20 protein-coding genes are annotated in these 26,291 nt (G+C 65.3%); 9 read left to right on the top strand and 11 right to left on the bottom strand.

Features of this window, described 5'->3' with window-relative positions:
- Positions 1–36: 36 nt before the first annotated feature.
- Complete coding sequence (locus AUR65_RS06900; RefSeq protein ID WP_007276411.1) at positions 37–252, top strand: hypothetical protein; 216 nt, start codon at positions 37–39, stop codon at positions 250–252.
- Positions 253–324: 72 nt separating this feature from the next.
- Here AUR65_RS06900 and AUR65_RS06895 read toward each other — a convergent pair whose 3' ends face one another.
- The 6 genes from AUR65_RS06895 to AUR65_RS06870 all read right to left on the bottom strand — a co-directional run bounded on the left by AUR65_RS06895 (position 325) and on the right by AUR65_RS06870 (position 10,093).
- Positions 325–768, bottom strand: coding sequence for a DUF5518 domain-containing protein (locus tag AUR65_RS06895; protein ID WP_058566146.1), 444 nt, complete (start codon positions 766–768; stop codon positions 325–327).
- Positions 769–834: 66 nt separating this feature from the next.
- Complete coding sequence (locus AUR65_RS06890) at positions 835–4,407, bottom strand: PKD domain-containing protein (protein ID WP_233194325.1); 3,573 nt, start codon at positions 4,405–4,407, stop codon at positions 835–837.
- Positions 4,408–4,989: 582 nt separating this feature from the next.
- The gene (locus AUR65_RS06885) at positions 4,990–6,657 is read right to left on the bottom strand and encodes an MFS transporter (protein ID WP_058566144.1); all 1,668 of its coding nucleotides are present in this window, start codon (positions 6,655–6,657) and stop codon (positions 4,990–4,992) included.
- 59 nt (positions 6,658–6,716) lie between these two features.
- On the bottom strand, positions 6,717–8,096 hold the full coding sequence (locus AUR65_RS06880) for a metallophosphoesterase (RefSeq protein ID WP_058566143.1): 1,380 nt from the start codon (positions 8,094–8,096) through the stop codon (positions 6,717–6,719).
- On the bottom strand, positions 8,093–9,535 hold the full coding sequence (locus tag AUR65_RS06875; RefSeq protein ID WP_058566142.1) for a TIGR00341 family protein: 1,443 nt from the start codon (positions 9,533–9,535) through the stop codon (positions 8,093–8,095). The genes AUR65_RS06880 and AUR65_RS06875 overlap by 4 nt, the downstream gene beginning before the upstream one ends.
- 54 nt (positions 9,536–9,589) lie before the next feature.
- The gene (locus AUR65_RS06870) at positions 9,590–10,093 is read right to left on the bottom strand and encodes a hypothetical protein (RefSeq protein WP_058566141.1); all 504 of its coding nucleotides are present in this window, start codon (positions 10,091–10,093) and stop codon (positions 9,590–9,592) included.
- 239 nt (positions 10,094–10,332) lie between these two features.
- Between AUR65_RS06870 and AUR65_RS06865 the strand changes: the two genes are divergently transcribed.
- Positions 10,333–10,797: a DUF1269 domain-containing protein gene (locus AUR65_RS06865; RefSeq protein ID WP_084816380.1), complete on the top strand. Its 465-nt coding sequence runs from the start codon at positions 10,333–10,335 to the stop codon at positions 10,795–10,797.
- Positions 10,798–11,343: 546 nt separating this feature from the next.
- On the opposite strand, the gene AUR65_RS06860 is transcribed toward AUR65_RS06865, so the two are convergent.
- The gene (locus AUR65_RS06860) at positions 11,344–12,594 is read right to left on the bottom strand and encodes a tyrosine-type recombinase/integrase (RefSeq protein ID WP_058566139.1); all 1,251 of its coding nucleotides are present in this window, start codon (positions 12,592–12,594) and stop codon (positions 11,344–11,346) included.
- Positions 12,595–12,801: 207 nt separating this feature from the next.
- Between AUR65_RS06860 and AUR65_RS06855 the strand changes: the two genes are divergently transcribed.
- Both AUR65_RS06855 and AUR65_RS06850 read left to right on the top strand, forming a co-directional pair.
- Entirely contained in the window at positions 12,802–14,271 is a 1,470-nt protein-coding gene (locus tag AUR65_RS06855) for an APC family permease (RefSeq protein WP_058566138.1), read from the top strand.
- Positions 14,264–15,037 (top strand): universal stress protein, encoded by a 774-nt coding sequence (locus AUR65_RS06850; protein WP_058566137.1) that lies wholly within the window; start codon positions 14,264–14,266, stop codon positions 15,035–15,037. Before AUR65_RS06855 ends, AUR65_RS06850 begins: the two co-directional genes overlap by 8 nt.
- A gap of 851 nt (positions 15,038–15,888) precedes the next feature.
- Here the strand turns inward: AUR65_RS06850 and AUR65_RS06840 are convergent.
- A complete protein-coding gene (locus AUR65_RS06840; RefSeq protein WP_004043255.1) occupies positions 15,889–16,704 on the bottom strand; it encodes an IclR family transcriptional regulator in 816 nt (271 codons plus the stop codon).
- A 440-nt stretch (positions 16,705–17,144) separates the two neighbouring features.
- Positions 17,145–18,392, bottom strand: coding sequence for a Zn-dependent hydrolase (locus AUR65_RS06835; RefSeq protein ID WP_058566136.1), 1,248 nt, complete (start codon positions 18,390–18,392; stop codon positions 17,145–17,147).
- 423 nt (positions 18,393–18,815) lie between these two features.
- Between AUR65_RS06835 and AUR65_RS06830 the strand changes: the two genes are divergently transcribed.
- From AUR65_RS06830 to AUR65_RS06815, 4 genes are read left to right on the top strand one after another with little or no spacing between them, the layout of a single operon-like run.
- A complete protein-coding gene (locus AUR65_RS06830) occupies positions 18,816–20,489 on the top strand; it encodes an ABC transporter substrate-binding protein (RefSeq protein ID WP_058566135.1) in 1,674 nt (557 codons plus the stop codon).
- A gap of 15 nt (positions 20,490–20,504) precedes the next feature.
- Entirely contained in the window at positions 20,505–21,464 is a 960-nt protein-coding gene (locus tag AUR65_RS06825) for an ABC transporter permease (protein WP_004977946.1), read from the top strand.
- Positions 21,464–22,363 (top strand): ABC transporter permease, encoded by a 900-nt coding sequence (locus AUR65_RS06820; protein WP_058566134.1) that lies wholly within the window; start codon positions 21,464–21,466, stop codon positions 22,361–22,363. The genes AUR65_RS06825 and AUR65_RS06820 overlap by 1 nt, the downstream gene beginning before the upstream one ends.
- Positions 22,360–24,513, top strand: a complete 2,154-nt coding sequence (locus AUR65_RS06815; RefSeq protein WP_058566133.1) for a dipeptide ABC transporter ATP-binding protein — start codon at positions 22,360–22,362, stop codon at positions 24,511–24,513. Before AUR65_RS06820 ends, AUR65_RS06815 begins: the two co-directional genes overlap by 4 nt.
- A gap of 45 nt (positions 24,514–24,558) precedes the next feature.
- Here the strand turns inward: AUR65_RS06815 and AUR65_RS06810 are convergent, their stop codons facing one another.
- Positions 24,559–25,248: a DUF1028 domain-containing protein gene (locus AUR65_RS06810; RefSeq protein ID WP_058566132.1), complete on the bottom strand. Its 690-nt coding sequence runs from the start codon at positions 25,246–25,248 to the stop codon at positions 24,559–24,561.
- A gap of 393 nt (positions 25,249–25,641) precedes the next feature.
- Here AUR65_RS06810 and AUR65_RS06805 point away from each other — a divergent pair, with 393 nt between their 5' ends.
- The gene (locus tag AUR65_RS06805; protein WP_058566131.1) at positions 25,642–25,836 is read left to right on the top strand and encodes a hypothetical protein; all 195 of its coding nucleotides are present in this window, start codon (positions 25,642–25,644) and stop codon (positions 25,834–25,836) included.
- 31 nt (positions 25,837–25,867) lie between these two features.
- Here AUR65_RS06805 and AUR65_RS20175 read toward each other — a convergent pair.
- On the bottom strand, positions 25,868–26,291 hold a 424-nt coding region (locus tag AUR65_RS20175; RefSeq protein ID WP_058566130.1), incomplete at its 5' end, for a SprT-like domain-containing protein.

Raw genomic sequence — 26,291 nt, 5'->3', positions numbered from 1 at the left:
CACGCCACCCGCGGCTCCCGACGGGGTGACCCGCCGATGAGTCTCGCGGAGACGATTCGTACCCACGTGCGCGAACACCGCTCGGGAATGCTGACCGACCTGCTGTTCGCCCTCGTGTGGGTGACGGTCGTTTCGGTCCTGTTCGACGTTCTCGACGGCCCGCAGTGGGCGTTCTACCTCTGTATGGGTGCGGGCGTCGTCGCGTACTTCGGCTTCTTCGCGTCGGTCGAAGCCGCGCGCGAACAGCGCTGACGCTGGATTCACTCCCGGACTATTTTCTCGTACGGACTCGGAGCGGTCGCGGGTTCGCGCTCGCCGGCGCAGTCACTCGTTCGTCGCCGTCGGTGACGGCGGGTCAGACGTCGTCAACGCCGCGCCGACTTTCGCGCCCGCGCCGCCGAGGAGCGCCGACAGACCGAACCCGAGCAGGCCGACCGTGGCGACTCCGCCGAGCGCCATCAGCCACCCCGCGCCGACGAACCACGTCGGGCCGGACAGCCCGGTGGCGAACGCGAGCACGTCGAACAGCACCCAGAGGATGGGAAGTCCGCCGACGAGTCCCGTCCGGACGCCGACGCCGGTCGCCGTTCCGTGCCGTCGCTTCGCCACCGCGCCGACGACGAGTCCGGCGAAGAACACCGCGGTCAGCGACATCGCCGACCGCCCGTCGAGATAGCTCCACGAGACGAACACCGCCGCGACGAGGCCGCCGACGAGGCTGTACCGCCGTCGCCACGGGAGTCCGCCTGGAGGGCTGTGGTCGTTCATACTCCTATTCGTGTCTACCATCTAATAACTCTGTTCACGAACCGAAAAAAGCGGGCCGTTTCGGGGCTATTCGTCGCGTTCTCGTCGTCGGTAGGCGATGCCAGCGCCGGCGGCGAGCAGGACGGCGACGACGGCGGCGAGCGTCCATCCGGCGTTGCCGCCGTCACCGTCGCCATCGTCAGCACCGGGCTCCGACTCGTCGGCCGACGCCGCGGTCTGCGCCGCTTGCGACTCTTCGACGGTGATACTGCCAACGACCTGGTCGCCGACCGCGAGTTCGTACGTCCCGGCCTCGTCGAATGCGTAGCTGAGCGTGGCCGTTCCGTTCTGGAACGCGCCGAGTTCCACGGTCCCGCCGGCGACGCGCTCGCCGTCAACCAGCAAGTCGAGCGCGTGGGTTCCCCCCGCGCCGCCGAGGTTCGACACGTCGACTGCGACTTCGATTTCCTGTCCGACCGACACGCTCGTCTCGGTGACTTCGGCGGCGGTCGTTTCGAAGACGGGGACGGTCGAGCCGATGGTGAAAAGCGACAGGCCTGGCGAGGTCGCCTCGAAGACGTAGTGCGTCTCGGACTCCTCGACGAGACTGGCGTCGAGCCTGCGCCACTGGGTGTGCTCGTCGCGGTAGAGGGCAACCGACTCCGGGCCGATGCCCGTCGCCTCGAAGTAGCGCTTTCGCACGCTGAAGGTGAACGTCACGTCCTCGATGTCGTCGTCGTGTATCGAGTGGTTGACCACGACGAAGCCCGCCGAGGTCGCGCCCGTCTCGCGCTGGAAGCGCTCGCCCGTGGCCTCGTCCTCGGTCGCCTCGTACGTCGTGACGTTCAGCGTGAAGTCGTCCCCGTTGTTCACGTTCATCGAGAGCTGTGCGACCGAGATGTTCTCGGCGGCGGACGACGCCGGTTCCTCGTCGGTTCCGGCGTCTCCGGCGGATTCGTTAGTTCCAGTCTCGCCGGTTTCGGTGTCGTTCGCGACCGGTTCGAGCGCGATGACGACAGGGCGGCTCGTATCGACGTTCCTGACCGACACGTTCGCGCGCTTGCTCGTGCCTTCGCTTTTCGAGTCGACGACGACGTCCGAGTTGTCGTCCGTCCCCTCGCTCGATTCCGTCGTGGACGACGACGAGGAAGAGGACGAAGAAGACGAAGACGAAGACGATGACGATGACGAGGACGATTTAGCCTTCACGGTCACCGTCATCGTGTCTGAACCGACGTTCCCGGCGGCGTCGGTCACGTTCAGCGTGACGGTGTAGGTCCCCGTCGAGTCGTAGCTGTGCGTCTCGGAGGCGTTCGTCGAGCTCGCGCCGTCGCCGAAGTCCCACTCGTAGGAGTCGATGGCGACGTTGTCGGTCGAACCGCCGGCATCGAACTCGGCCGCGTTGCCCCGCGTGACCGATTTGTTTCCGCCGGCGTCGGCGGTCGGCGCGGTCGTGTCGTTCACGGTCACGACCAGCGAATCCGAATCGGCGTTGTCGCCGCCGTCGGTCACGGTCAGTACCACGTCGTACGTTCCGGGGTCGGCGAAGGTGTGAGTCGCGTTCTCGCCGGTCGCGTTTGCGGTGCCGTCGTCGAAGCCCCACTCGTAGGTGGCGATTGCCCCGTTATCCGTGGAGGTGGAGCCGTCGAAACTGACGGCGGTGTCCTCGTCCACGGTCTGGTTCGCACCGGCGGAGGCCGTCGGCGACGTCGTGTCGTTGACGCTCGCGGTGAGCGTGTCGAACCCGCTGTTCCCGACGGTGTCGGTCACGTTCAGCGTGACGGTGTAGGTGCCGGGGTCGGCGAAGGTGTGGGTCGCGTTCTCGCCGGTCGCGTTCGCGGAGCCGTCGCCGAAGTCCCACTCGTAGGCCGCGATACCCGAGGCGTCGGTCGAGCTACTGGCGTTGAACTCGACGGCGGTGTCCTCGTCGACGGTCGCGTTCGCCCCCGCGTCGACGGCGGGCGCGGTCGTGTCGATAGTGACGCTGTCGGACTCGTCTCCGGCCCCGTCTTGGCCGTCGACGTTCTCGGCGGTCCCGACCGTGACGGTGTAGGTGCCGTCGCTTCCGGTCTCGTACGGCGACGCGAGCGTGTACATGTACGGCCCGCTCCCCGACTCCACGAAGTCGCCTTCGGTGAATGTCGTCGAGCTCGGTCCGGAGACCGAGACGGAGATGTTCGTCAGGTTCTGCGACGAGTCGAACGACACAGAGAGGTTCTGTCCCGAGGGGTTCGTCGCGTTGACCGCGGAGACGGTCGGTGCCGGTTCTGTGAGCGCGTGGAACTGGCTGGCACTTCCGTAGTAGAGATAGCCGTTCCACGCGAGCGGCGTCGGGTAGAGGGTGTTCACCGGCGAGTCGTACGACCACAGTTCCGTCCCGTCGGTCGCGTTGAACGCGTGGACGGTATCGTTACCGTAATCGGAGATGTAGAGCACGTCGCCCGCGACGACCGGCGCGCCACGGAAGTCGGTCCCCGACGCGGTCCAGCGTTCGTTCCCGTCGGCGGCGTCGAGCGCGACGAGTTCGCCGCCGCGGCTCCCGGCGTAGACGACGCCGTCGGCGTACACCTGACTCGAATCCACGTCGCCCGCCATCGAGTAGTTCCAGCGCTCCGTGCCGTCGGTCGCGTTGATGGCGTACACGCTTCCGCTCCCGCTTGTTTCACCCATCGTGCTGTCGCTTCCGACGAACACCGTGTCGTTCGCGACCGTCGGGTCCGACTGGCTCTCGTCGGGGAGCGCGTAGTTCCAGATTCGTGCGCCGGTGGTGGAGTTCAGCGCGGTCAGGTTATCGTCGTCACCCGACACGTAGACGACGCCGTCGACGACCGCGGGGTTCGATTCCACCAGTACCGGCTGGTACATCGTGTAGTACCAGAGTTCTTCGCCGGTGTCGGCGTCGACCGCGGTCAGGTTCCCGTCGTTGCTTCCGAAGTAGACGACGCCGTCGATGACCGCGGGGGCCGACCGGACGTTCGTCTGCGTCTGGTAGCTCCAGATTTCGGTGCCGTCGGTCGCGTTTATCGCGTGTAGCTTGTAGTCATTGCTTCCGAGGTAGAGCACGCCGTTGGCGTACGCGGGCGTGGTCCACGTCGACCCCGAAGCGCCGCCGGGCGTCGCGTTCCACTTCTCCTCGCCCGTTTCGGGGTCTAACGCGTACAGGCTTCCGCCGTCGTGGAAGGCGGTGTAAAGCGTGTCGCCCACGATGGTCGGTTGCATCACCTGCGGCGTTCCGTCCGAGATGCTCCACGCCTCCGTGGGTTCCGTGAGCGGTCCCGTCTGATTCGGGTAGTAGCCGTGGTTACCCGGTCCGCCGTGGAACTTCGCGTTAGCCTCCTCGACGGTCACGGTCTGTGCGCTGAGCCCCCCGGCGGCGACGTCGTAGCTCCCCGCCCCCCAGAGCGTCTTCGTGAACGTGACCTGTTCGGTCGCGCCGGCGTTCAGCGTCCCGGTTTGATACGCCACGACGTCGCCGTCGACGGTGAGCGTCGTGTTGTACGGCTGTTGTGTCCCGCCGGTGTTCTCGACGGTGACGTTCACGGTGACGGCGCTTCCCTCGTAGAGCGTCGTCGGCGTCACCGAGAGGTCGGTGTGCGAGATGTCCGCACCGTTCGTGACCGCCGCCGCACCGACCGGCACCCACGCGACGAGCGAAATCACCGTCACCAGCGCCAAAACAAGCGTGCTAACCTGTTGCCGCGTTATCTCGGGTCCACGCGTCATCTGCTGTTTGCCTCTCTGTCCGCCGCAACCTGCCCTGTGTTTCCCTTCGATTTCATTTCCCTGCCGAATTCGGTTTCACCACCGATAATTAGGCGATTCAGACTGTCTGGATAGTATTATAAAAATTCCGAATAGGCTCGGAGACGTGAATATAAATATTATATCTAAAAAATACAGAGTTAAATATAGTTGTGTAAATAATATACAATACAATTTTGAATCTATCTTACCACAACCGATTTGAACGCCTAAGAATTAGGTTTTAAGAACTTAAACAATAAATTCCTGAATCGTTCACAACTGTATCATGCATATTTTATGCACTATTCTTTGAAACAGATGTTATCAAAATAAATATTCTAACAAAACGTATCCCTCCTGAATCTATTGCTCCAATGATATGAACTGGACGGGAGACGGCTTCCGCATCTGTTGGTCACCAACAGTACAGCTTTATCGTGCACGTGAGTTGAACCGTCCATACTGGAACTGGGGGCAAGAGGCGGAAAACCGCCGCCCTCACGGGTCGCCGTCGCGCCCACCGTCCGGGAGGAGTGTCGAGGCGAGGAGCACGAGCAACACGAGAAGCGCGAGGAGCAACAGCGTCTCCCGCTGTGCCTGCACTATCGCGGCGTCGAACACGTCAGCCAGCAGTTCTCGTTGTGCCGGAGCGAGGCCGCCGAGGACGGTCTGTTGGGTCTCTTTGGTCGCCGTCTCGGCGGCGTTTTCCAGCGCGACGACGAGCGCCCCTCGCTCGCTCGCCGACACGCCCGCGTCAACGGCGGTCAACACGCCGTCTACGACGCCGCCGTAGAACCGCCTGAGCAGGTACGTGCCCACGATGGCGGTCCCGAACGAGTAGCCGAGCATCATCGTCGCGTTCAGCAGGCCGGACGCCGCCGCCGAGTCCCGCTGTTCGACGGCCGAGAGCGTCATATCGATGAGCTGTGCCATCACGAGGCCGAGACCGAGGCCGACGAGCGCCATCGGCACGGCGAGTTGCGCGACCGTCGCGTCCAGCGCGGTCTGCGACACGAGCGCGAGCACGCCGAGCCCCATGAGGACGGTTCCGCCCTGAATCAGCAGTTTCGGCGCGACGAACCGCCGCCAGCCGGTCGTGAAGATGGACGCGACGAACGTCGCGACCGAGAACGGGAGCATCGCGACGCCGGTTTCGAACGCGGTGTAGCCGGCCCCCGACTGGAGGAAGACCGGGACGACGAAGATGAACCCCGCGAGGACCAGCGACCGCGCGGCGTTCGTGGCGACGCCGGCGGTGAACGGCCCGTTCGACAGGAGGCGGACCGGGACGAGCGGCGACCCGCCCTCGCGCTCGACGCGACGCTCGTACTGGACGAAGCCCGCGAAGACGACGGCCCCGAATCCGACGAGCCAGATCGTCGGAGACGCGCCGAACAGGTCCAGTTGCACGTCGCCGACGACGAACGGCCGGCGGGCGGAAATCCAGCCGTAGCGCCCGGCCAGCAGGACGCCGGCGACGAGCGCCGTCGTCCCCACCACCGAGAGGAGCGTCCCGCCCACGTCCAGTTTCGTCGGCGTCTCGCTCAGGGATTCCTCGGGGAGGTATCGGGTGAACGCGAGCGCGACGAGGACGATTAGCACCTCGATGCCGAACCCCCAGCGCCAGCTCGCGAACGTCGTGACCGCGCCGCCCAACAGCGGTCCGAACGCGGCACCGGCCGCGTTCACGCCGGCGAGGATACCGAGGGCTTTCGCCCGGTCGGCACCCTCGTAGCTCACGAGGAGGACGGTGAACGTCAGCGGGAGCAACACGGCGGCGGCGGCCCCCTCGATGACCGACCAGCCGACGTAGAGCACGGCGACGTTCCAACTCAGCGCCGCCAGCGTCGTCCCGACCCCGTACACGAGGAGCGTCGCGGTCATCAGCCGTCGAACCCCGTACATCGACGATAGCTTACCGCCGGGGAGAATCAGCGCCGCCATGACCATCGCGTAGAACGAAATCGCGCCCTGTACGACTGTGACAGTCGTGTCGAGGTCGGCGACGATGGACGGAATCGCGACGTTCATCAGCGTCGAATCGATGACGCCGATGAACATCGCGAGACTCACCGCCACCGCGGGACCCCAGTACGCCAGCCCTCTCGCCGAGTCGTTCGCGACCGGTCTCTCCCCGAGAGCGTGCGCGTTCGCGTCAGAGTCCATCGTCCTCGATACCACCGCTCGTCCGATAAACCTCTCTGCGCGTCGGCCGGTTCGAGGCGTCAGCGGTCATGGTCACCCCTCGGGCCGGTCTCCGTCGCGGCCGCCTCGGTCGCCTCGGTTGCCTCGGTCGCCTCAGTCGCCTCAGTCGCCTCGACCGCCGGTCGGACGACGGTCCGGGGCGGAATCACGTCCTCTCGTCTCGGCGCGGCCGTGACGAGTCGCTGGAACCACGTCTCCTCGTTCGGCGCTGACTTCTCGATGAGTTCGTACTCGACGGCGACGCCGCCGCCCTCCGTCGCGGACACGCGCACGTAGTTGAGTTGGTACCACGAGTAGAAGACCGGCGGGAGGACGCCGAGCACGGACTCGACGCGCCGCAGTCGTTTCAGCCACGTCCCCGTGTTGACGACGACTCTCTCGGAAACTTCGGTGACTGCGGGCCGGTGGGTGTGGCCGTAGACGAACACCGCGACTGTCGGGTCTGACGCGAACAGCTCTCTGGCGGCCGTCAGATAGGTGTCCGCCGACGAGCCCCGGTCGTCGGGTCGGTCGATGCCGAACCGCCTGAGCGTCTTTCGGACGTCTCTGGCGAAGACCAAAAGCGGTATCGCGACGAGTATCAGCAACAGCGTGACGGCGAGGTTCGCGGTCAAAAGCAAGTCCACCAGCACCCCGACCGGACCGAACAGCCCGAGGAACCGTTCGATGAGGGTCATCGGGAGCGACCAGACCCCGGCGGCGTCGAGCGCGAACGCGAGCACGTAGAGGAACCCGACGTTGAACAGGAGGAGAAACGGAGCGGAGGCGAATCTGAGCCACGGGCTCATCTCCCGATAGAAGTAGTTCGACAGCGTCCACGCCGGAATCTGCGTCATCGGCGTCACCGCCTGCACGTCTTTGAGCCAGTTGAACTTCCCGCGCCCGGAGAGCCGGCCGGCGCGACTCGTGACCTGTCTGTTGACGAAGTACCCCGGCGGGTTCGCGTAGGGGTTTCCGAAGTCCGGAATCCGGTTGTTGGGGTCCCGTTGCATCCCGTGTTCGATGTAGACGACGTAGTCGCCGACGCGCCGGGTTATCGAGACCTCCTGTCGGAGCGTGACGTTGAACTCGGCCAGCCGGTCGACGTACTCCGGGTAGGCGGCGAGTTCGTAGTCGTGGTTCCCGGGGATGAGCGTGATGGGGATTCGCGCGCCCGTCGCTTCGAACTGGTCGAACAGCTCCGGATAGCGCTCGACGAGCGCGTCGAACTTGTCGAGCCCGTCGACGTCGGTGAACTCCCACAGCCCGAAGGCGTCGCCGTTGATGATTAGCTCGGCGTCCTCCTCGGTCGCTTCGAGCGTCCGAAGGAACGACAGTAGCTCGTCGAGGAAATCGACCTTTCCCAGTTGCTCGTCGCCGCCGATGTGGAGGTCGCTGATGAAGTAGTACGCGTCGGTCACGGCTGTCCCTCCGGAGTGCGGAGGACCAAGGGGCGGTCGAGGAGAACTGAGGATCGGTCGATGAGCACTGAGGGGCGGTCGAGGAGGGCTGACGGGCGGTCGAGACGGCTATTCGCCGGAGCGAGCCCGCCGGTCGAGGCTCGCGTCGATGCGTCGTCGGAGACCTGCGCCTCGACGAAGCCGACTCTCACCACCACGTCTCGGCCCAACCCCTCGGTCAGTTGGTCGTCGAATCGCTGTGCGAGGTCGGGGGGCGCTTGCAGGTCGCGAGGAATTCCGACCAGTACGTCGACTCGTGGCTGGTTCCCGAGGAGGTAATCGATGGGCCTGTAGTCGACCGTGACGCTGACGAGTTCGACGCCCTCGATGTCCGCCTCGTCGAACTGGCGCTGGAGTTCCGTCTGCGTTTGCTGTTCGAACGACGTGGTCTGGAACGAGGCGTACGTCACGCTGGCGAGGACGAGAGAGAGGACGGCGATACCCACGCCGATGACGGCGATTCGGGCGGCGACAGACGATCTGACGCTCTCCCGTTCGTCGGCGTCGAGGGGTTTGAACCCCGACAGGTAGAACAGAATCAGCGCCGAGAGGTTGATTGCGAGGAGGTTGACGACGACGAGCACCGCGCCCGCGAGGGCGACCGCGGGGAGTCCGAACGCGATACCCAACCCCGATGTCGCCGCCGGCGGAACGAGCGCGACGGCGATGGCGACGCCGACGAGAGTCGACCCGGAGCCGCGCATGATGCTTATCGCGCCCGCGATACCCGACCCCAGCGCGAGAAAGAGCGACAGAACGTTCGGACTGGTCCGCTCTGCGACCTGCGGTATCTCCTGAATATTGATGCCCGGCGGAATCAGAATCGTCTGCTGGAGCACTACCCCGAGCACCGCGGCCGTCGCGATGGCCGCCGCGAGACCCGTCACCTGAAGGACGACGCCGCGGGTCGCCATCTGCCGGTCGGCCAGTATCGTGCCGACGGACGCCGAAACCGCCGGTCCCATCAGCGGGGCGACGACCATCGCGCCGATAATCGTCGCCGCGGAGTCGAGAAGCAGGCCCGTCGCGGCGATGACCGTACTGAGTACCAGGAAACTGAAAAACGTCGAGTTCGCCGGCGCGAGGTCCTCCGCCCTGGCGTAGAGCTCCTCGCGGGAGATTCTGAGTCCGGGAAAGCGCTCTTTCAGGGCCGAGAGGCGCTGTGAGACGACCGTCTCCGTGGGGAGCACGATTGTGTAGCTGTCGTCTCGAATCCCCGCGGTCGTCAGTTTCTCCATCACCGTCTCGACGCCGCTTGGGGGAACCGGAAACTGCACCATCGCCTCGAAGTCGCCACGCCCGACCTCCTCGAAGACGGCGTAGTCGACTCCCTGTTGGTCGAGCGACTCCAGCACGCTCTCTCGTCTCCCCTGTGGTATCAACACCTGAACGAGTCGCATACGGGCTACAACGTCACGAGGGCACAAAAAATATGAGTGCTTTGATAGGATAGCTTACTCGATTGTCTCGCCCGACGTATCGGCAACGGCGAGGGTCTCCCCGATAGCGTCGATGAACGCCCGTTCGGCCGGACTGACTCGTCGGCCACCCAGTCGGAGTATCCCGCCTTCGACGCCGGCGTCCGCGACGCGTTCGGCGCACCAGCGAACGAACCGCCCGTACTCGTCTCGCTCCGCCGCGGTCGCCCGCGCTCGGACGATTGTCGTCGTCTCCCGACAGTAGTCGTGGGCGCGAGCGATCGTCACCGCGCGGTTGAAATCATGCGTCTCCGCGTCGCGTCGCACCCGGTCGGCGTTCACCCGGACGAACCCGGCGAGATGCGTGACGAGTTCCGTCTCCGGGCCGAACTCGTCCGCGTGTCGGAGGGTCCGACGAATCGTCTTGAGTTCCCGTCGCAAGCCGCCGTTCGAGGCGACGACGACGCCGAACATCACCTCGACCGGCGTCTGCGCGAGCGTTCGCCACTCCTCGGGCGTGAACGACTCTCGACTGGTCATGGCGAACCATTGGCGGGCGACGAATATAGCGTCGCAGGTCGTCGCGGGCCGAATCGGCGGACCCTCTCGGGGCCTCCGGAAGCGGTCGGTTCGGGAAACGCCCCGGCTGCTTTCGCGCCCGAGAGATTACGAGATGTGAGACAATCAGCACCTCGATAAATGCAGTTTATTATGTTATCTCACTTACGTGTGGTCGGGTTGAAAAGATGAGTTCACTGGTAGTACTCGCGTTCGATACGATGGACGGTGCGGAGAACATGCGGGAGAAACTGTATCATCTCCAGCGTCGCGAACTGATTACGATAGAGGACGCCGCCATCGCCGTTCGAAAAGAGAACGGTCAGGTGAAGGTCAAACAGGCCCAGAGCCTCGTCGGCGTGGGCGCGCTCGGCGGGTCGTTCTGGGGGCTTCTCATCGGTGTCATCTTCTGGATGCCGTGGCTCGGGATGGCGGTCGGGGCGGTGACGGGCGCACTCAGCGGGAAGTTCACCGATATCGGCATCGACGACTCGTTCATCAAAGAGGTCGCGAACACGGTCGAACCCGGAAACTCCGCGCTGTTCCTCCTGTCCCGCGGCGCACAGATGGACCGCATCAAAGAGGAGCTGTCGGACGACAAGTTCGAGATAATCGAGACGAACCTCTCGCCCGAGGACGAAGACCGACTTCGTGAAGCGTTCGCCGCCGAGGAAATCGCGGGATAGGTTCCGAACGGCGACAGGCGACCGTCTGCACGGTGCGGAGAGCGTCGCCCACGCCTGACGACGTGTGCGCCGGTCGCCTCGGCACGGTTTGGCTTGCTCGTTTTTGTCCCAATTCCCACTTCGCCCGTGTTATCTCCCGGGGGCGTGCGAAGAATATCTGCGAACCGCCTCAGACCGGACGTTTCGGCGCTCGCAAGTATCTTACTCCCCGGAACGAGATTCACTATACTTTACAAAGGTAGCCGTGTAACAAAAACGTCGGTGAGACGTCATTATCGGGGGTAGACGGGTGCCTAATGGGAGCGTAGGCTGCCCGCGATTCGGAGGAGAGAACCGTCCTGTTGCCTGAAATGGGCGTTTCCATCGAACGGTCGGTGCGTTCCGAACGCTGGCCGGCTTTTCAGTACAGAAACGCGGTCGTGTCTCTTGTCGGTCTGCACAACCGAAGGATGAGTGTCTCGCCACGTGATAGTTGTCTATCGCGATATACGATTTATCACGGCTACCACTCCACCTCGTGTTGCGCAGAGACCCGAAGCCAAACAGCTACTGCAGCACTTGCTCTTCGACGGTCACGGACTCGTCGCTGGACTCGAACACGTCGGCCAGCGTCTCGCGCATCGCCTGCCGGCGGAACGACCGGCGACGCTCCTCGGAGAGGTAGTTCGACATGACGACGCCGGCGCTCTTCGACCCCTGGTCGGCGGCGACGCCCTCCAACTGCGCGAGCATCTCGTCGACCGCCGCCTGATAGGCCGTGTACCAGAAGCGCCGACAGAGCTTCGCGGTCGGGACCTCACCGTCGACGGTCACGCCCGCCTCGTCGGCGAGGCGCTTGAACCGCCGGTTGACCGTCTCGCGGGCGATGTGGCCCGAGGCGGCCCGCGAGGAGGGGAACAGCGCGCCGTTCCAGTCGTCGTCCTCGGCGAGCGCGTCGATGCGGGCGGCGACTGCGTCGACGCCGTAGAGGAGCGCGACGGTCCCCGGCCCGTTCTTCCGCGCTTCGAACTCGATGTGGGGGTCGTCGCCGGAGAGGACGAGTTGCGACGCGCGGAGCGACGCGAGTTCGTTCGGTCGGAGCCCCCACCCGGCGAGTCCGAGGACGAGAAGCCGGTCTTCGAGGTCGTCGGCGACGGCGTACACGTCGCTCACCTGGTCGGCCGACATCGTGCGGTTGTCGGGTTGCCCCTGCTCCCAGCGGAACTGCTTCGCGGCGTTCTCGACGGGGTTGTACCGCGCGCGCCGGAAGTCCACGAGGTACTCGTAGAACGACCGGACCGTCTGGAGGTATTTGAGCTTCGTCCCGTCGGTGGCGAGCTCGGCATCGAACTCGTCGAGGACCGCGAGACAGCGGTCTATCTCGTCGGGTTCGGCGTCGCGGTCGTCGAGTCGGGAGAGCAGGTCGGCCGACCCGTGGCGGTCCCGGTAGACTCGGGCGAACCGCGCGAGGTGAGTCCGACGGGTCGGCAGCGTCGAGTCCGCGAGTCCGCGCCGCGATTCGAGCATGTCGAGGTAGGACTCGAACGCCTCGACGGTTCGGTCGTCGTCGATGCCCCAGTCGTAGCCCTCGTCGGCGTCCTCGTCGCCGAGTCCGACGACGCCGACGAAGAACTCCCGCGGCGTGAGGTCGTGTTTCTCGCGGAGCGCGTAGGCGATGCCCGACCAGCCGCGTTCGGTCAGCCACGCGTAGGTCGGCACGTCCCGCGTCGGGTCCATCCCGTCGCGGTCCATCGCGGGCGCTATCGTCTCCCAGTAGAACGCCTCGAGTTCGTCGAGCGACTTCCGCGACCAGTTCACCGCGGCTCACCCCGCCCGAACCGGCCGCCGCGTCGCGTTCCGTGCGCCATCGTTCTGCATGCAGGGCGTGCCGCGGACGGATTAACACTTTCTCTCGTCGCGGGCGACGACGTGTCGGCGGCGGCGTCGCACCCACCGGTCGACCCGACCGCCCTAAATATGACGGGTATTAGATATATTGGGGAGCCGTGATAACAGGAACCCACAATGTCCGATGGAAACGACGGCGGTTCGGTGCTCGGGGCGGACCCGCCCGACGACGGGGCGGGGGTCGCCGACGCGGACCCGGCGGTCGACGTCGGGGCCGCGGCCGACGAGGTGACGGTCCTCGAAAGCGGGACCGAGTTGGAGCGAACAATCGACCTCCGCGGCGGGTTGGCAATCGGTATCGGGACGATGGTCGGCGCGGGTATCTTCGTCTTCCCCGGTCTCGCCGCCGGGCAGGCCGGCCCCGCGGCCTCGCTCTCGTTCGCGCTCGGGGCGGTCATCGCGCTGTTGGTCGCGCTTCCGACCTCCGAGTTGGCCACGGCGATGCCCAAAAGCGGCGGCGCGTACTACTTCATCTCCCGCGGTATGGGTTCGGCGTTCGGCGCGGTCGTCGGTATCGGTCTCTGGCTGGGGCTCGTCTTCGCCTCGGCGTTCTACCTCGTCGGGTTCGCGCAGTACGCCATCGCCGTGCTTGCGGAGTTGGGCGCGGCGTCGATGGTCACCGACCTGCCGCTCGTGGCGGCGCTCGGCGTCGGCTTCGGGCTCGTCTTGACGGCGCTCAGCATGTTCGGGACCGAGAACGCGACGAAGCTCCAGAACGGTATCGTGAGCCTGCTTCTCGGCATCCTCCTCGTGTTCCTCGTCTACGGCTCGCTCGACACGCTCGGGCTGTTCGGCCGTCAGACCGTCCCCGAGGAGTTCATGCCCTACGGGACGCTCAGCATCTTCACCACGGCGGCGCTCGTGTTCACCTCCTACCTCGGGTTCGCGCAGGTGGCGACGGTCGCGGGCGAGATAACGAAGCCCGGCCGGAACCTCCCGCTGGCGATGGTCGGCTCCGTAATCGTCGTCGGGGCGCTGTACGTCGTGACCATCCTCGTCTCGACCGGCGCGTTCGGGAGCGCCAGACTCGCCGCCTTCGGCGAGACGGCCATCGTCGAGGTCGCCCGCTCGTACCTCGGATTCCCCGGCGCGGTCGCCATCCTCGTCGCCGGGCTCTTCGCGACGGTGTCGAGCGCGAACGCCTCGATTCTCAGTTCGTCGCGCGCCCTCTACGCGCTCAGCCGCGACGCGTTGGTCCCGCCGCAACTCGCGCGAATCAACCTCCGGTACGGGACGCCCCACGTCGCGCTCGCGCTGGTCGGCGGGCCGACGGTCGTCCTCGTCGCGGTCGGCCGGACCGAGGTGCTCGCCGAGGTCGCGTCGTTCCTGCACCTCGTCACCTACGGGCTCATCTGCGTGGCGCTCATCGTCCTCCGCCGGTCGAACCCCGCGTGGTACGACCCGTCGTTCCGGGTGCCCGGCTACCCGGCCGTCCCGGTGCTCGGGGGGCTTGCGAGCTTCAGTCTCGTCGCGTTCATGCAACCGCTCTCGCAGGCGATCGGCGCCGTCGTCGCGGTCGCCGCGCTGGTGTGGTACTTCGTCTACGCCCGCGACGTGCGCCTGAAGGGGGTGAGCTCCGATGCGTGACCCCGACGACGTTCGCGTGCTCGTTCCCGTCGCGGTGCTGGCGGGACAGGTGATTCCGGACCAACTGATACGCGTCCTCTCGGGGACGACGGTCGTCCTCCTCGCGTACCACGAGATACCCGAGCAGACGGCCCCCGAGCAGGCCAGAGAGCAGTTCGAACCGAAGGCACGCGAGGAACTCGCCGAACTCGTCTCGGTGTTCGAAGCCGCCGGCGCGACCGTCGAGACGCGGCTGGTGTTCACCCACGACACCGACCAGACGACGGAGCGCATCGCCACGGAAGCCGACTGCGATGCGGTGTTGCTCTCGAACCCCGCCCCGACCATCGACCGCATCATCGTCCCGATAAAAGAGGACATCAACCTCGAGACGATTACCAAGGTCGCCGCGGCCGTCGGGAGACACGAGGACATCGAACTCACGCTGTTCCACGCCGTCGAGGACGACGACGCGGTCTCGGACGGCGAAGCCCTGCTCAGCGAGGTCGCCAACGAACTGGCCGTCCTCGGGGTCAGCCGCGAGCACATCTCGCGCGTCGTCGTCGTCGCCCAGAACCCGCTTCAGGCGCTCATCGAGGGCGCGAAGGACCACGACGTGGTCGTGATGGGAGAGGAGAAACCCACGCTCCGCGGCCGACTGTTCGGCGAGACGTCCGACCGCGTCGCCGAACAGACGGTCGCCCCGGTTCTCGTGGTCCGACGGCCGCTCGACCCCGAACCTGACGCTGAAGATGCCGACGGTCCCACTACCGACGGCCCGGAGTGAGGCCGACCCCACCTCGAACCGCGCTGTCTTCCCAACGCATTCTTGCATAACTAATACATTTCTAACGGCGCTACTCGACTGCTCGACCCGCGACTGTATAGCACGAAAATTATATAATTTTTACAATTTTTACAAATTGTACATTCTCACGCTCAATAGAGGCGACTGAACCGGATTTTCACCGAACCTCTCACTCTCTGATTCCACCGTGAATTCTGACCACACTCGACGACCTGTTTGACGCTCCGCATTATTGCTTGATAAACACATTTCTAAGATGGTCCGAAGGCCGTGTTCAGCCTGTCTCAGTCGTCCGTACACGACAGCCGACCCGCGACTGCCGTGGACACTTGCATTACACTCTTACTTGTGTCATGGCTGTTGGGCTCTCGACCGATGGATGGTGGTCGCCGTCCGCCCCTTCGGTGGGGTGTCCCGGCTGCGACAGAAAATTTTGGAGACTAGCTGGAATGTGGCGTACGATTAAACTATCTCTCACCGATACCTGGTTCGTGTTCTTATATGGTCAATCCTACCGAACATTCGTTTTTGTGTGTCGCTTCTACGATGTTCCGTTCTCGCTACTTTTCGGGGCGCGTTGACGGTCCGACGTTCGAAACCGTCAATCTCGGTCGACGGACGACATCGACAGTTCGAGCGCGGCGTTGCCGGCGGTGACGCCGAGATTCGGGGACGGGAACGCCGTTCGGCCCGCCGCTCGTCTCGTCGGTGGCCGTCTCGCCGGCCGCGACTCGGTCGAGACCGCTGGTTCTCCGTTTGTGAACCGTGCCGGGCGGTCGACGACGGGAGAACGATACCGACGCGGCGGCGTCGGGGGTGACACGCCCCGACTAACTGAACGTCGGGAAGTCGTCGTCGGACTCTTCCATGTTGACGTTGACCTCGATGACGTTGGCGGTGTTGACGACGCTCTCGATGAGCTGTTCGTGGTACTCCGGCTGTTTCATCCGGCGGACGGGACCGGAGACGCTAATCGAGCCGAGGACGCGCCCGTGGCGGTTCGTCACCGGCGCGCCGATGGCCTGCAGGCCCTTTATCTCCTCTTCGTCGTTGAGGGAGTAGCCCCGGTCGCGAATCGTCTCCAACTCCTCGAAGAGTTCCTCGCGGGTCGTGATGGTCGCCTCGGTCTTGCCCGGCAGGCCGTACTGGTCGATAATCCACTCGACGCGTTCTTTCGGGAGGTGCGCGAGAATGGCCTTGCCCGTCGCCGAGAAGTGGAGGTAGTCGGCGCGCTGGAGCTTGTTCACCTGGTAGTCGCTCCCGACGGCCTTCTCGCCGCTCACCTTGTAGAGGTTGACGCCCAGCCCGTGCTGCTCGGTCGCCAGATGCGCGTACTCGCCGGTCTTCTCCGCGAGTTCCTCGATTTCGGGCTTGCCGATGCGGTAGAGGATGTTCTGGTACCGGACGTACTCGCCCACGAGGAGGAACTGCAGGGACAGCCGGTAGGTGTCTTCTTCCTTCACGACGAACTTCTCGGCCCGGAGCGTGCTCAGGTAGTTGTAGACGACGCTCTTCGAGAGGTCCAGATGGTTTGCCAACTCGGTCACTCGCGCGCCGTCTAACTCCTCGAGCGCCCGAACGACATCGAACGCACGAGACACCGTCTTCAGCGTCCGCGGCGAACCGGTCGTGTGTTCGTCTGCCATAGTCCAGTTCGAAGCCCCCGCGGCATAGGTGTTTGTATTTGACAAACGTCCACTTCCGTATGAGCGCGAAATTCGCAGGGATTGCCGCAAAGTGGCGTAATTCGAAGGGCTCAAACTACCCACCCCGTCTAAATGGGCGCTGAAACAGTCGAACCCGACTACTTAGGCCCCGTGTTCTCATTGTACAAACATCGCGGTGTTTCGAGCGAGTCGCCTCGCGTCGAATCGCGAGTAAAAACGGTCGTTGATGGCGCTAACGGGTGATCTCCGTTCGACCCGGCGAGCGTTTCGACTACGCGGTCGTCGCGGAGATACCGGTGGCAGTCGAATCGAACGTGCCGACAGAGCGGGCTTCGGGGGACGGAATCGGAACCGGCGTCGAGAAGGAGTCGTCGGCCGGAACAGCGTCGAACGCGGCAGTCGTCGGACGGGCGGCGTCGTCACTCGGTCGCGAGGTCGGCGAGCGCGCCGGCGAGCACGCGGGTCGCGTCGGCGCAGTCCTCCCAGTCGGTCCACTCGCGGGGGTTGTGCGAGATGCCGTCGCGGGAGGGGGCAAAGAGCAGCGCGGCGTCGGTGACGGCCGCGACGTGCATGGTGTCGTGGCCGGCCCCGGAGTGGAGGTCGAGGGTGTCGAGGTCGGCATCGGTCCCGGCGTCGTGGAGCGCGGCGCGGCAGCGCTCGCTCATCTCGACGGGCTTGCGGTCCCACGGGTGCGAGAGCGCGGCCTCGACCGGGCGCTCGGCCTCGATGCGGTCGAGACTCGCCTCCGCCTCGTCGATGACGTACTCGATGGAGTCGTACGCCACGTCGCGGATGTCGACGGTCAGGTCCACTTTCCCGGCGATGACGTTGGGCGCGTTCGGTGAAACTTCGAGTTTACCGACGGTTCCGACCGCGGTCTCCGAGACCTCGTTGCGTTCGTTCGTCGCGCGCTCCACGTCGAGGACGAACTCGCTGGCGGCGGCGAGCGCGTCCGACCGGTCGTCCATGAGCGTCGACCCGGCGTGGTCGGCCTCGCCCGTGATTTCGACGGCACAGCGCGAGAGGCCGACGATGCTCGTGACGACGCCGGCGGGGACCGCGGCGTCTTCGAGGCGCTCGGACTGCTCGATGTGGAGTTCTATCCACGAGTCCCAGTCCGCGGCGTCGACGCGCCCTTCGCCCCGGTAGCCGATGTCCGCGAGGGCGTCGCCAAGCGGAATCCCGTCGGCGTCCTCGATGTCGAGCGCCTCCTCGACGCTCAGTTCGCCGACGGCGACCGCCGACCCGATGAGGCCGCCGCCGAACCGCTGGCCCTCCTCCTCGGTGAAGTTGACGACCTCGACGGGTCGGACGGGTTCGATTCCGGCGTCCTGCATCGCGCGGACGCTCTCCAGCCCCGCGTAGACGCCGAGCGGGCCGTCGAAGATGCCGCCCTCGGGGACCGAATCGAGATGGCTTCCCGTGGCGACCGGGGCCGCGTCGGGGTCCGCGCTCTCTGGTTCCCACCGACCGACGATGTTGCCGACCTCGTCGATGGTGATGGAGAGACCGGCGTCCCGGAGGCGCTCGCAGAAGAACTCTCTCGCCCGCCGGTCCGCCTCGCTGCCGGTCAGGACCGTCCGTCCCCGACCCTCGTCTGTCGGGACGGCCCCGAACTCCGCGTTCGACTCGATGTCGCTGCGGAGTCGCTGCTGATTGACTCGCATGGTTCCCGGATTCGTGACTAACCCTATTTTATTGTTTGGAATTCAGTCACATGCGTGACAGTACCGGGAAGCAGCGAACTCTCCGAAATCGGGGGTTACAGGGCATATATTCTGGTTCTGGGATTCTTCTACCCTCCCGTGTCGCTCGAAGACTCTCGTCGGGGACGGCTCAGTCGTCCGCGATGACGGCTCGGTCACCTGCGAGCGGCCTGCGGGTCGTCGATGTGGACCGTCGCTACGACGAGGTGTGTTGACATTCGGGGAGTAATATCGGATGTGGCGGGATAGAATTGGGCATTCCACAGTTTCTCTGCGCTCGGTGCTCGAACCTATATCTGGTATTACATTTCCCTCGTCTCGATATGGTGATTGTACTCACACAACCACAATTTTTATCACACAGTAGCGGATTTGAGCGACTGTATGCAAGAGAATGGCAAGGGGAGCGACTCCTCCGATAGCACCGGCGACGGCACGCGTCGCAGTCGGTTCGACCGCCGTACTTTCCTCGGGGCGGCGGCGACGACCGGTGCGGTGGCGCTCGCCGGATGTACGGGCGGCGGTTCGGACGACAGCACGACCGAAGACTCGGGTTCCACGGACGAGGGCGGCGACACCGAAAGCACCGACACGACCGCCGCGAGCGGCGGGAAGCAGGGCGGCACGCTCCAGTGGGGCGGCGCGGTGCCGGTGCAGGGCCTCGACCCGCACATCGACACTTCGGCGGCTTCCAAGCGCGTTCTGGAGAACATCTACGAGGAAGTCGTCGCGCTGCAGGACGACTACTCCATCCAGCCGCACCTCGCGGAGTCGATGGAGCAGTCCGACGACAACACGCTCCTGACGTTCAACCTCCGGCAGGGCGTCACCTTCCACAACGGCAAGGAGATGACCTCCGAGGACGTGCTGGCGAGCTACGAGCGCGTCCAGAACGGCGACTACCTCGCCACCGGCTTCTTCGACTACGTCGAGGAGCTTCGCGCTCCCGACGACTACACCTTCGAAGTCCAACTCACCGAACCCTTCGCGCCGTTCCTCGCGAAGATGGCGACGGCGGAACTGTCGGTCATGCCCGCCGAGAACGCCGAGAAGGACATGGTCGAAGAACCCATCGGGACCGGCCCGTACGTGTTCGAGAGCCGCGAAATCGAGACCTCGTTCACGATGTCGCGCAACGAGGACTATTGGGGCGCGTCCGACGAGGACGGCCCGTTCATCGACACCATCGTCAAGAGCGAGGTGCCGGACCCGAGCGTCCGTCTCCAGTCGTTCCTCGCCGGCGAGTACGACTTCATCAACGGCATCGCGCCGAAGGACGTCTCCCGCGTCGAGCAGGCCCCCGACGTTCGGTTCGAAAAGCAGTTCCCGAAATCGCTCGTCTACCTCGGCCTGAACTGCGACGTGGCTCCCTTCGACAACAAGGACGCCCGCCTCGCGCTCGACTACACCATCGACAAGGAGAAGGTCGCCGAGGCGGCCCTCTACGGCACCGGCCAGACCACCGCGTCCCCCGCGACGCCCGGCAGTCCGTGGGTCAACCCGGACATCGAACCGCGCCCGCGTGACCTCGACAAGGCCCAAGAGCACCTCGACGCCGCCGGCATGTCCGACGGCTTCACGGCGACGTTCAAGATTCCGCAGTCCTACCCGACGCAGGTGCAGGCCGCGGAGGTCATCGCCGCCGACGCCGCCGAGGTCGGCATCAACCTCGAAATCCAGCAGATCACGTGGAGTACGTGGCTCTCGGACGTCTACTCCAACCGCGACTTCCAGGCGACGACGAGTTCCTACCTCGCGCTCTGGTACCCCGACGTGTCGTTCTACAAGTTCCTGCACCCCAACGGCGCGTTCTTCTTCACCAACTGGGTGAACGAGGACTACAACGCGCTCGTCGAGGAGGCGCGAACCATCTACGACGAACAGGAGCGCGCCGACCTCTACCACCAGGCGACGGAGATTCTCCACGAGGAGCGCGCCGGTCACCTCTTCCTGTGGTGGCAGCCGAGCCTCTACGGAGCCGCCTCGCAGTACAAAGGCGACATCGGCGCGCCCGACGGGTCGACGCTACAGTTCGGCGACAACTGGCTCGACCGCTAACAGAGATTCCACACAATGTCGATGTACAACTACGTCTTTCGGCGCGTCGGGTTCATGGCGGTGACGCTGTTCTTCGTCACGCTCATCGCCTTCGCCGTCACCAACATCCTGCCCGGTGACGTGGCCCTGCTCATCTTGGGCCCCAACGCGACCGAACAATCGCTCGAAGCGCTCCAAACCCAACTGGGACTCAACCGCCCGCTGTACGTGCAGTACATCGACTGGGTCGTCGGGCTCCTCCAGGGGAACATGGGCGAATCGCTCCGGTTCGGCGAGCCCGTGGCACAGCTCATCGCCGAGCGCCTGCCGCGGTCGATGATGCTCGCGGTCGCCGCGACGCTCGTCGCTGTCGTGCTGTCGGTTCCGCTCGGCGTCTACGCCGCCGTCAACCAGAACGAAGCGCCCGACGTGAGCGCTTCGATGTTCGCCTTCGTCGGCATCTCGATGCCCATCTTCCTGTGGGGACTGGTGTTCATCCTGGTGTTCGCCGTCTGGCTGAACCTCTTTCCGACCGGGGGGTACGTCTCCCCGAGCGAGGACCTCGTCGGGTCGCTCACGCGACTCGTCCTCCCCGCGGGGGCGATGGGCTTCGCGCTCACCGCCTACATCATGCGGATGACCCGGTCGTCGATGCTGGAGGTGCTCAGCGAGGAGTACATCAATCTCGCGCGTGCGAAGGGGATGAGCCAACGGGTCATCGTCCTCCGACACGCGCTCAAGAACGCAATCATCCCCGTCATCACGGTCATCGCGTTCCAGTTCAGTTACGCGTTCGGCGGGGTCGTCGTGCTCGAAGAGGTGTTCTTCTGGCCCGGCATCGGTCGGCTGACGCTGACCGCGATTCAGAGCCGCGACATCCCCCTGATTCAGGGGTGTATCCTCGTGGTCGCACTCATCTACATGTTCTCGAACTTCGCCGCAGACCTGCTGTACGCGTACTTCGACCCGCGCATCCGCTACGGAGGTGACGACTGATGGCGACCGAACAAGAGACCGAACGCGGTCGCTTCACCATCACGCAGTCACAGCGCGACCGTATCGCCCGGTTCGTCCGGAAGTTCCGAAGCAACACGAAGGCGATGCTCGGCTTCTCCATCGTGGTGATGCTCGTGCTCGTCGCCATCTTCGCGCCGATTATCGCGCCGTACCCCATCGACGCGACGAACATCGAAGACCGCTCGCAGGCCCCGTCGGTCGAACACCCGTTCGGCACCGACGACCTCGGCCGCGACATCTTCAGCCGCGTCGTCATGGGGAGTCGCATCTCGCTGTACGTCGGCTTCGGTGCTATCTCCGGCGCGCTCGCCGTCGGGGCCGTCGTCGGCGTCGTCGCCGGCTACGCCGGCGGGTTAACCGACGAGATACTGATGCGCGTCATGGACGCCGCAATGGCGTTCCCACCGGTGTTGCTCGCGCTCACGCTCTTGGTCGTCCTCGGCCCGGACTTGAGTAACGTCATCATCGCGCTGGCGTTCGTCTACACGCCGTACATCGCCCGCGTCTCGCGGAGCGCGGCGCTGGCCGAACGCAACGAGGCGTACGTCGAGGCCGCCATCGCCCGCGGCGAGAGCGACTCGCGCATCGTCTTCAGCGAGGTGTTCCCGAACTGCATGGCTCCCATGCTGGTGCAGGGGTCGCTGAACGTCTCGTTCGCCATCCTCGCGGAGGCGAGCCTGTCGTTCCTCGGCCTCGGCGCGCAACCCCCGCGGCCGTCGTGGGGGCTGATGATCAACACCGGTCGCGGCTTCATGGAGACCGCGCCGTGGATGTTGCTGTTCCCCGCGTTGGCTATCGGTATCGCCGTCGTCGGGTTCAACATGCTCGGCGACGGACTGCGTGACGTGCTCGACCCCAAAGTGGAGGCGATAGAATGAGTGCTCCCACTACTGCGACGGACGGCGAGGCCGACGACGGCCCGCTGCTCGACGTGCGCGGACTCAGAACCGAGTTCCGCACCGACAGCGGCCCCATCGTCGCCTCCAACGAGGTGTCGTTCTCGCTCGACCGCGGCGAGACCATGGGTCTCGTCGGCGAGTCGGGCGCGGGCAAGTCCGTGACGGCGCGGTCGCTCATGCGCCTCATCGACTCGCCCGGCGAAATCACCGGCGGGCAAGTCGTATTCAACGGCGAAGACCTCCTGCAGAAGACGGAAGCCGAGATGCGCGACATCCGCGGCAACCGCATCGCGATGATTCCGCAGGACCCGATGTCGTCGCTCAACCCGGTGATGACCGTCGGCGAGCAGATCACGGAGACGATTCGCCGCCATCAGGACGTCTCCAAGTCAGAGGCACGCCAGCTCGCCATCGAATCGATGGACGACGTCGGCATCCCGGACGCCGAAGAGCGCATCGACGACTACCCCCACGAGTTCTCCGGGGGGATGCGCCAGCGCGTCCTCGTCGCCATCGGCTTCTCCTGCGAGCCGGACCTCATCATCGCCGACGAGCCGACCACCGCGCTCGACGTGACGACGCAGGCGAAGATTCTCGACCTGCTCAACGAGATGCAGGAGCGCGAGGGGACGGCCGTGCTGATGATTACCCACAATCTCGGCGTCGTCGCCCAGACGTGTGACCACGTCGGCGTCATGTACGCCGGGAACCTCGTGGAGACGGCCGAACTCGGCGACCTGTTCGACCGCCCGCGACACCCCTACACCCGCGCGCTCATCGACTCCATCCCGGAGGTCGACACCGACTACGACGAACTGCCGACGCTCGACGGCGCGATGCCCGACCTCGGGAACCTCCCGAGCGGCTGTAACTTCGCGCCGCGGTGTCCCCACGCCACCGAGGCGTGTCGGACCGGCGGCGACCCGTCGCTCGACGCCGTCGGCGACGACTCGTCGCGCGCGGCGTGTCTCCACGCCGCCGACCTCGACCTCTCGGAGAGCACGGTCCCCGAAGCCGGGACCGGCCGCCGCGACATCGACCGCAGCGGCGAGCCGCTGTTCGAAGTGCGGAACCTGAAGAAGTACTTCGACGCCGGCGAGGGCGTCTTCGGCAACGTCCACCTCTCGTGGGAGGGCGGTGGCCTACCGACCGTCGAACGGCGGCACGTCAAGGCCGTCGACGACGTGAGCTTCGACGTCTACCCCGGCGAGACCGTCGGGCTCGTCGGCGAGTCCGGCTGCGGGAAGTCCACGGTCGCTCGCACCGCGCTCCGGCTCCTCGAACCGACCGACGGCGAGGTGTACTTCGAGGGCCAGCCGCTCCACGAACTCGGTTCCTCGGAGATTCGGAGTCTGCGCCGCGAGATGCAGATGATATTCCAGGACCCCCAGAGCTCGCTCAACCCGCGGAAGACCGTCGGCCAAATCGTCGGGCGCGCGATGGAGAAACACGGCATCGCCACCGGCGATGAAAAGCGCGAACGCGTGGGCGACCTGCTCGAACGCGTCGGCCTCTCGCGGGCCGCCGCGAGCAAGTACCCCCACGAGTTCTCCGGGGGCCAACAACAGCGCGTCGCCATCGCGCACGCGCTCGCGGTCGAACCGAAGCTCATCGTCTGCGACGAGCCCGTCTCGGCGCTCGACGTGAGCGTGCAGGCGCAGATTCTCAACCTCCTGAACGAGATTCAGGAAGACGAGAACATCTCGTTCCTGTTTATCTCGCACAACATCGGCGTCATCCGGCACATCTGCGACCGCGTGGCCGTGATGTACCTCGGGAAGATAGCGGAGTTCGGGAGCATCGAGCAGGTGTTCTCGCCGCCGTTCCACCCCTACACGGAGAGCCTCCTGTCCGCGGTTCCCCACGCGAACCCGGACCGCGAGACGGACCGCATCTTGCTTGAGGGGAGCGTTCCGAGCCCCATCAACCCGCCGTCGGGCTGTCCGTTCCAGACGCGCTGCCCGAAGAAAATTGGCGACGTCTGCGAGCAGGACCTCCCGGAACTCGAAGCGGTCGACGGCGGTGACCACTACATCTCCTGTCACCTCTCCGAGGAGGAGATGAGCCAGCGTGACTCCTTTATCACGCCGTCGAAGCGCGCGGAGACCAGTCCGGCCGACTCGGACTGACGCCGCCCGCGCGGTCTCTTCTCAGTATTTGACGCCGCAGTCGACTCAGTACTTGACGCCGAAGTCGAGAATCTCGTCTGGGTAGTCGCCGAACTGCGCGTCCGTCTCCCGTCGAATCTGGGCTTTCGCGCGCCGCGCCTCCGCGAGCAGGTCGCGCAGGTCGGACACCGGTTCGTCGGAGAGGTCGACCCGGAGGTTGTGGTAGAACTCCGGCGTCGGCGCGTGGACGAGCAGCGCGGCGCTCATCTCGCCGCGGTCGTCGCCGCCCGCGGCCTCGCCGGCTTCGAGCGCCGAGACGAGTCGCTCGGCCATGTCGCCGTCGGCGGATTCGTAGGCCTCGGCGGTCGCCTCGACGACCGCCTCGCCGGCGAGCATGTTGCCAGCGACGGTGTAGTCGTCGGCGACGCGGTGGCCGGCCCACGAGACGCATTCGCCGCCGGTGAAGGCGAACTCGCCGCCCGCACCGACGCCGTGGACCTGCCGGTACGCGACGTGGTCGTCGCCGTCGAGGAGCGTTTCGAAGGCGTCGTCGATGGCCTCGCCGTCTTCCGCGCGGGCGACCGCGTCGCGGCCGTGTTCGGTCTTCGTGTACGACTGCGTGACCGCCGCGCCGCCGGCGCTCACGTAGGGACAGGTCGCGCCGACGGCGACCGTGCCGGTCGTCACCGCCGCGCCGAAGACGTTCGCCTCGGGGTCGCGCGCCGCTATCGAGAAGGTTCCTGGGACGTGTCGCATGGGTTCGTTACTGCGCTTCGGTCACGCTCGCGCGGTAAATAGTCTCCTCTCGCGGGAGCGACGCGAGAGCGGTGCGACATCCGAACGCGGCACAGTATCCCGATTACGTCGGCCTCTGCGTCTATCTCTCGCCCTCAGATATTGGCGATAGAATTGTAAAACGAGAACATTATTGTATGTCATAATTTCTTATTTATCGGACTTTCTTATTCGGATGTTTTTGAATTAGACGTGAATGATTGTATTGTCACTCTCGCTTCGATTTGAGACGAAAAGCTAATCCGGGCGAGTTCGACGGAAGAGTAGTATTCGAGGTGACGAACAATACAGCCGTCTCTCGCGCGGCGGAAGTCCCCTCCAACGCTTATGTTGTCGCGGTGGCAAGACCGAGGTATGAGACTGGGTATCGGTCGAACCGGCGTGGCGATTCTCGTCGCGCTGTTCGTCATCCTCGGTGCGGAGGACGTGTACGTCTGGGCCGTCGCCGGGACCGTTCCCGGCGTCGAGTTCTTCCTGGCGCTCGTGTTCGTCCTCGCCGTCGCCTTCGTGGCGATTCGGGAGGCGCGGGCGCACCCGCCGAGTCGGTAGTCGTCGGGCGGTCGGACGCCCCTTCCACCTGCTACTCCTGCCGCGTTCGACAGTTCAGCGGCGCTTCGCAACACGCGGAGCGGTAGGCCGACGACTCGCGGACGAGTTTGCACTCGCGGTAACGGTAGGCCACGTCCGCGCCGCAGGCCTCGCAGGTGAGGGTGTACTTCGGCTCGGCGAACCGGCGGACGCGAACCAGCGCGTCGACCGCCTCGGCGCGGCGCTTGAACGCCGGGCCGTGGTCGGTCGCGCCGAACGCCTGAAACTGCTCGACGTGGACGAGTTCGTGCCGGAGCGTTGCGGTCCACTCCCCGCGGTCGAACGACTCGAACGCCCGCCACGACAGCGACATGGTACACGTCGGCGCGATGTCGAGTTCGGCCGACTGCGACGACGCACCGGTCCACTCTCTCGGCTCTCCGACCGTCGCACCCTCGACGTTCGGGGTCTTCACC

The organism is Haloferax marisrubri, from assembly GCF_001469875.2.
Taxonomy (GTDB): domain Archaea; phylum Halobacteriota; class Halobacteria; order Halobacteriales; family Haloferacaceae; genus Haloferax; species Haloferax marisrubri.
Note: the sequence above shows the minus strand (reverse complement) of the source record. Positions and strands in the feature narration are given on the sequence as shown.

Coding starts and splice junctions, on each gene's coding strand:
- AUR65_RS06900 (WP_007276411.1), top strand. CDS start 37: ATGAGTCTCGCGGAGACGATTCGTACCCACGTGCGCGAACACCGCTCG.
- AUR65_RS06895 (WP_058566146.1), bottom strand. CDS start 768: ATGAACGACCACAGCCCTCCAGGCGGACTCCCGTGGCGACGGCGGTAC.
- AUR65_RS06885 (WP_058566144.1), bottom strand. CDS start 6,657: ATGGACTCTGACGCGAACGCGCACGCTCTCGGGGAGAGACCGGTCGCG.
- AUR65_RS06875 (WP_058566142.1), bottom strand. CDS start 9,535: ATGCGACTCGTTCAGGTGTTGATACCACAGGGGAGACGAGAGAGCGTG.
- AUR65_RS06870 (WP_058566141.1), bottom strand. CDS start 10,093: ATGACCAGTCGAGAGTCGTTCACGCCCGAGGAGTGGCGAACGCTCGCG.
- AUR65_RS06865 (WP_084816380.1), top strand. CDS start 10,333: ATGGACGGTGCGGAGAACATGCGGGAGAAACTGTATCATCTCCAGCGT.
- AUR65_RS06855 (WP_058566138.1), top strand. CDS start 12,802: ATGTCCGATGGAAACGACGGCGGTTCGGTGCTCGGGGCGGACCCGCCC.
- AUR65_RS06850 (WP_058566137.1), top strand. CDS start 14,264: ATGCGTGACCCCGACGACGTTCGCGTGCTCGTTCCCGTCGCGGTGCTG.
- AUR65_RS06840 (WP_004043255.1), bottom strand. CDS start 16,704: ATGGCAGACGAACACACGACCGGTTCGCCGCGGACGCTGAAGACGGTG.
- AUR65_RS06835 (WP_058566136.1), bottom strand. CDS start 18,392: ATGCGAGTCAATCAGCAGCGACTCCGCAGCGACATCGAGTCGAACGCG.
- AUR65_RS06830 (WP_058566135.1), top strand. CDS start 18,816: ATGCAAGAGAATGGCAAGGGGAGCGACTCCTCCGATAGCACCGGCGAC.
- AUR65_RS06825 (WP_004977946.1), top strand. CDS start 20,505: ATGTCGATGTACAACTACGTCTTTCGGCGCGTCGGGTTCATGGCGGTG.
- AUR65_RS06820 (WP_058566134.1), top strand. CDS start 21,464: ATGGCGACCGAACAAGAGACCGAACGCGGTCGCTTCACCATCACGCAG.
- AUR65_RS06815 (WP_058566133.1), top strand. CDS start 22,360: ATGAGTGCTCCCACTACTGCGACGGACGGCGAGGCCGACGACGGCCCG.
- AUR65_RS06810 (WP_058566132.1), bottom strand. CDS start 25,248: ATGCGACACGTCCCAGGAACCTTCTCGATAGCGGCGCGCGACCCCGAG.
- AUR65_RS06805 (WP_058566131.1), top strand. CDS start 25,642: ATGAGACTGGGTATCGGTCGAACCGGCGTGGCGATTCTCGTCGCGCTG.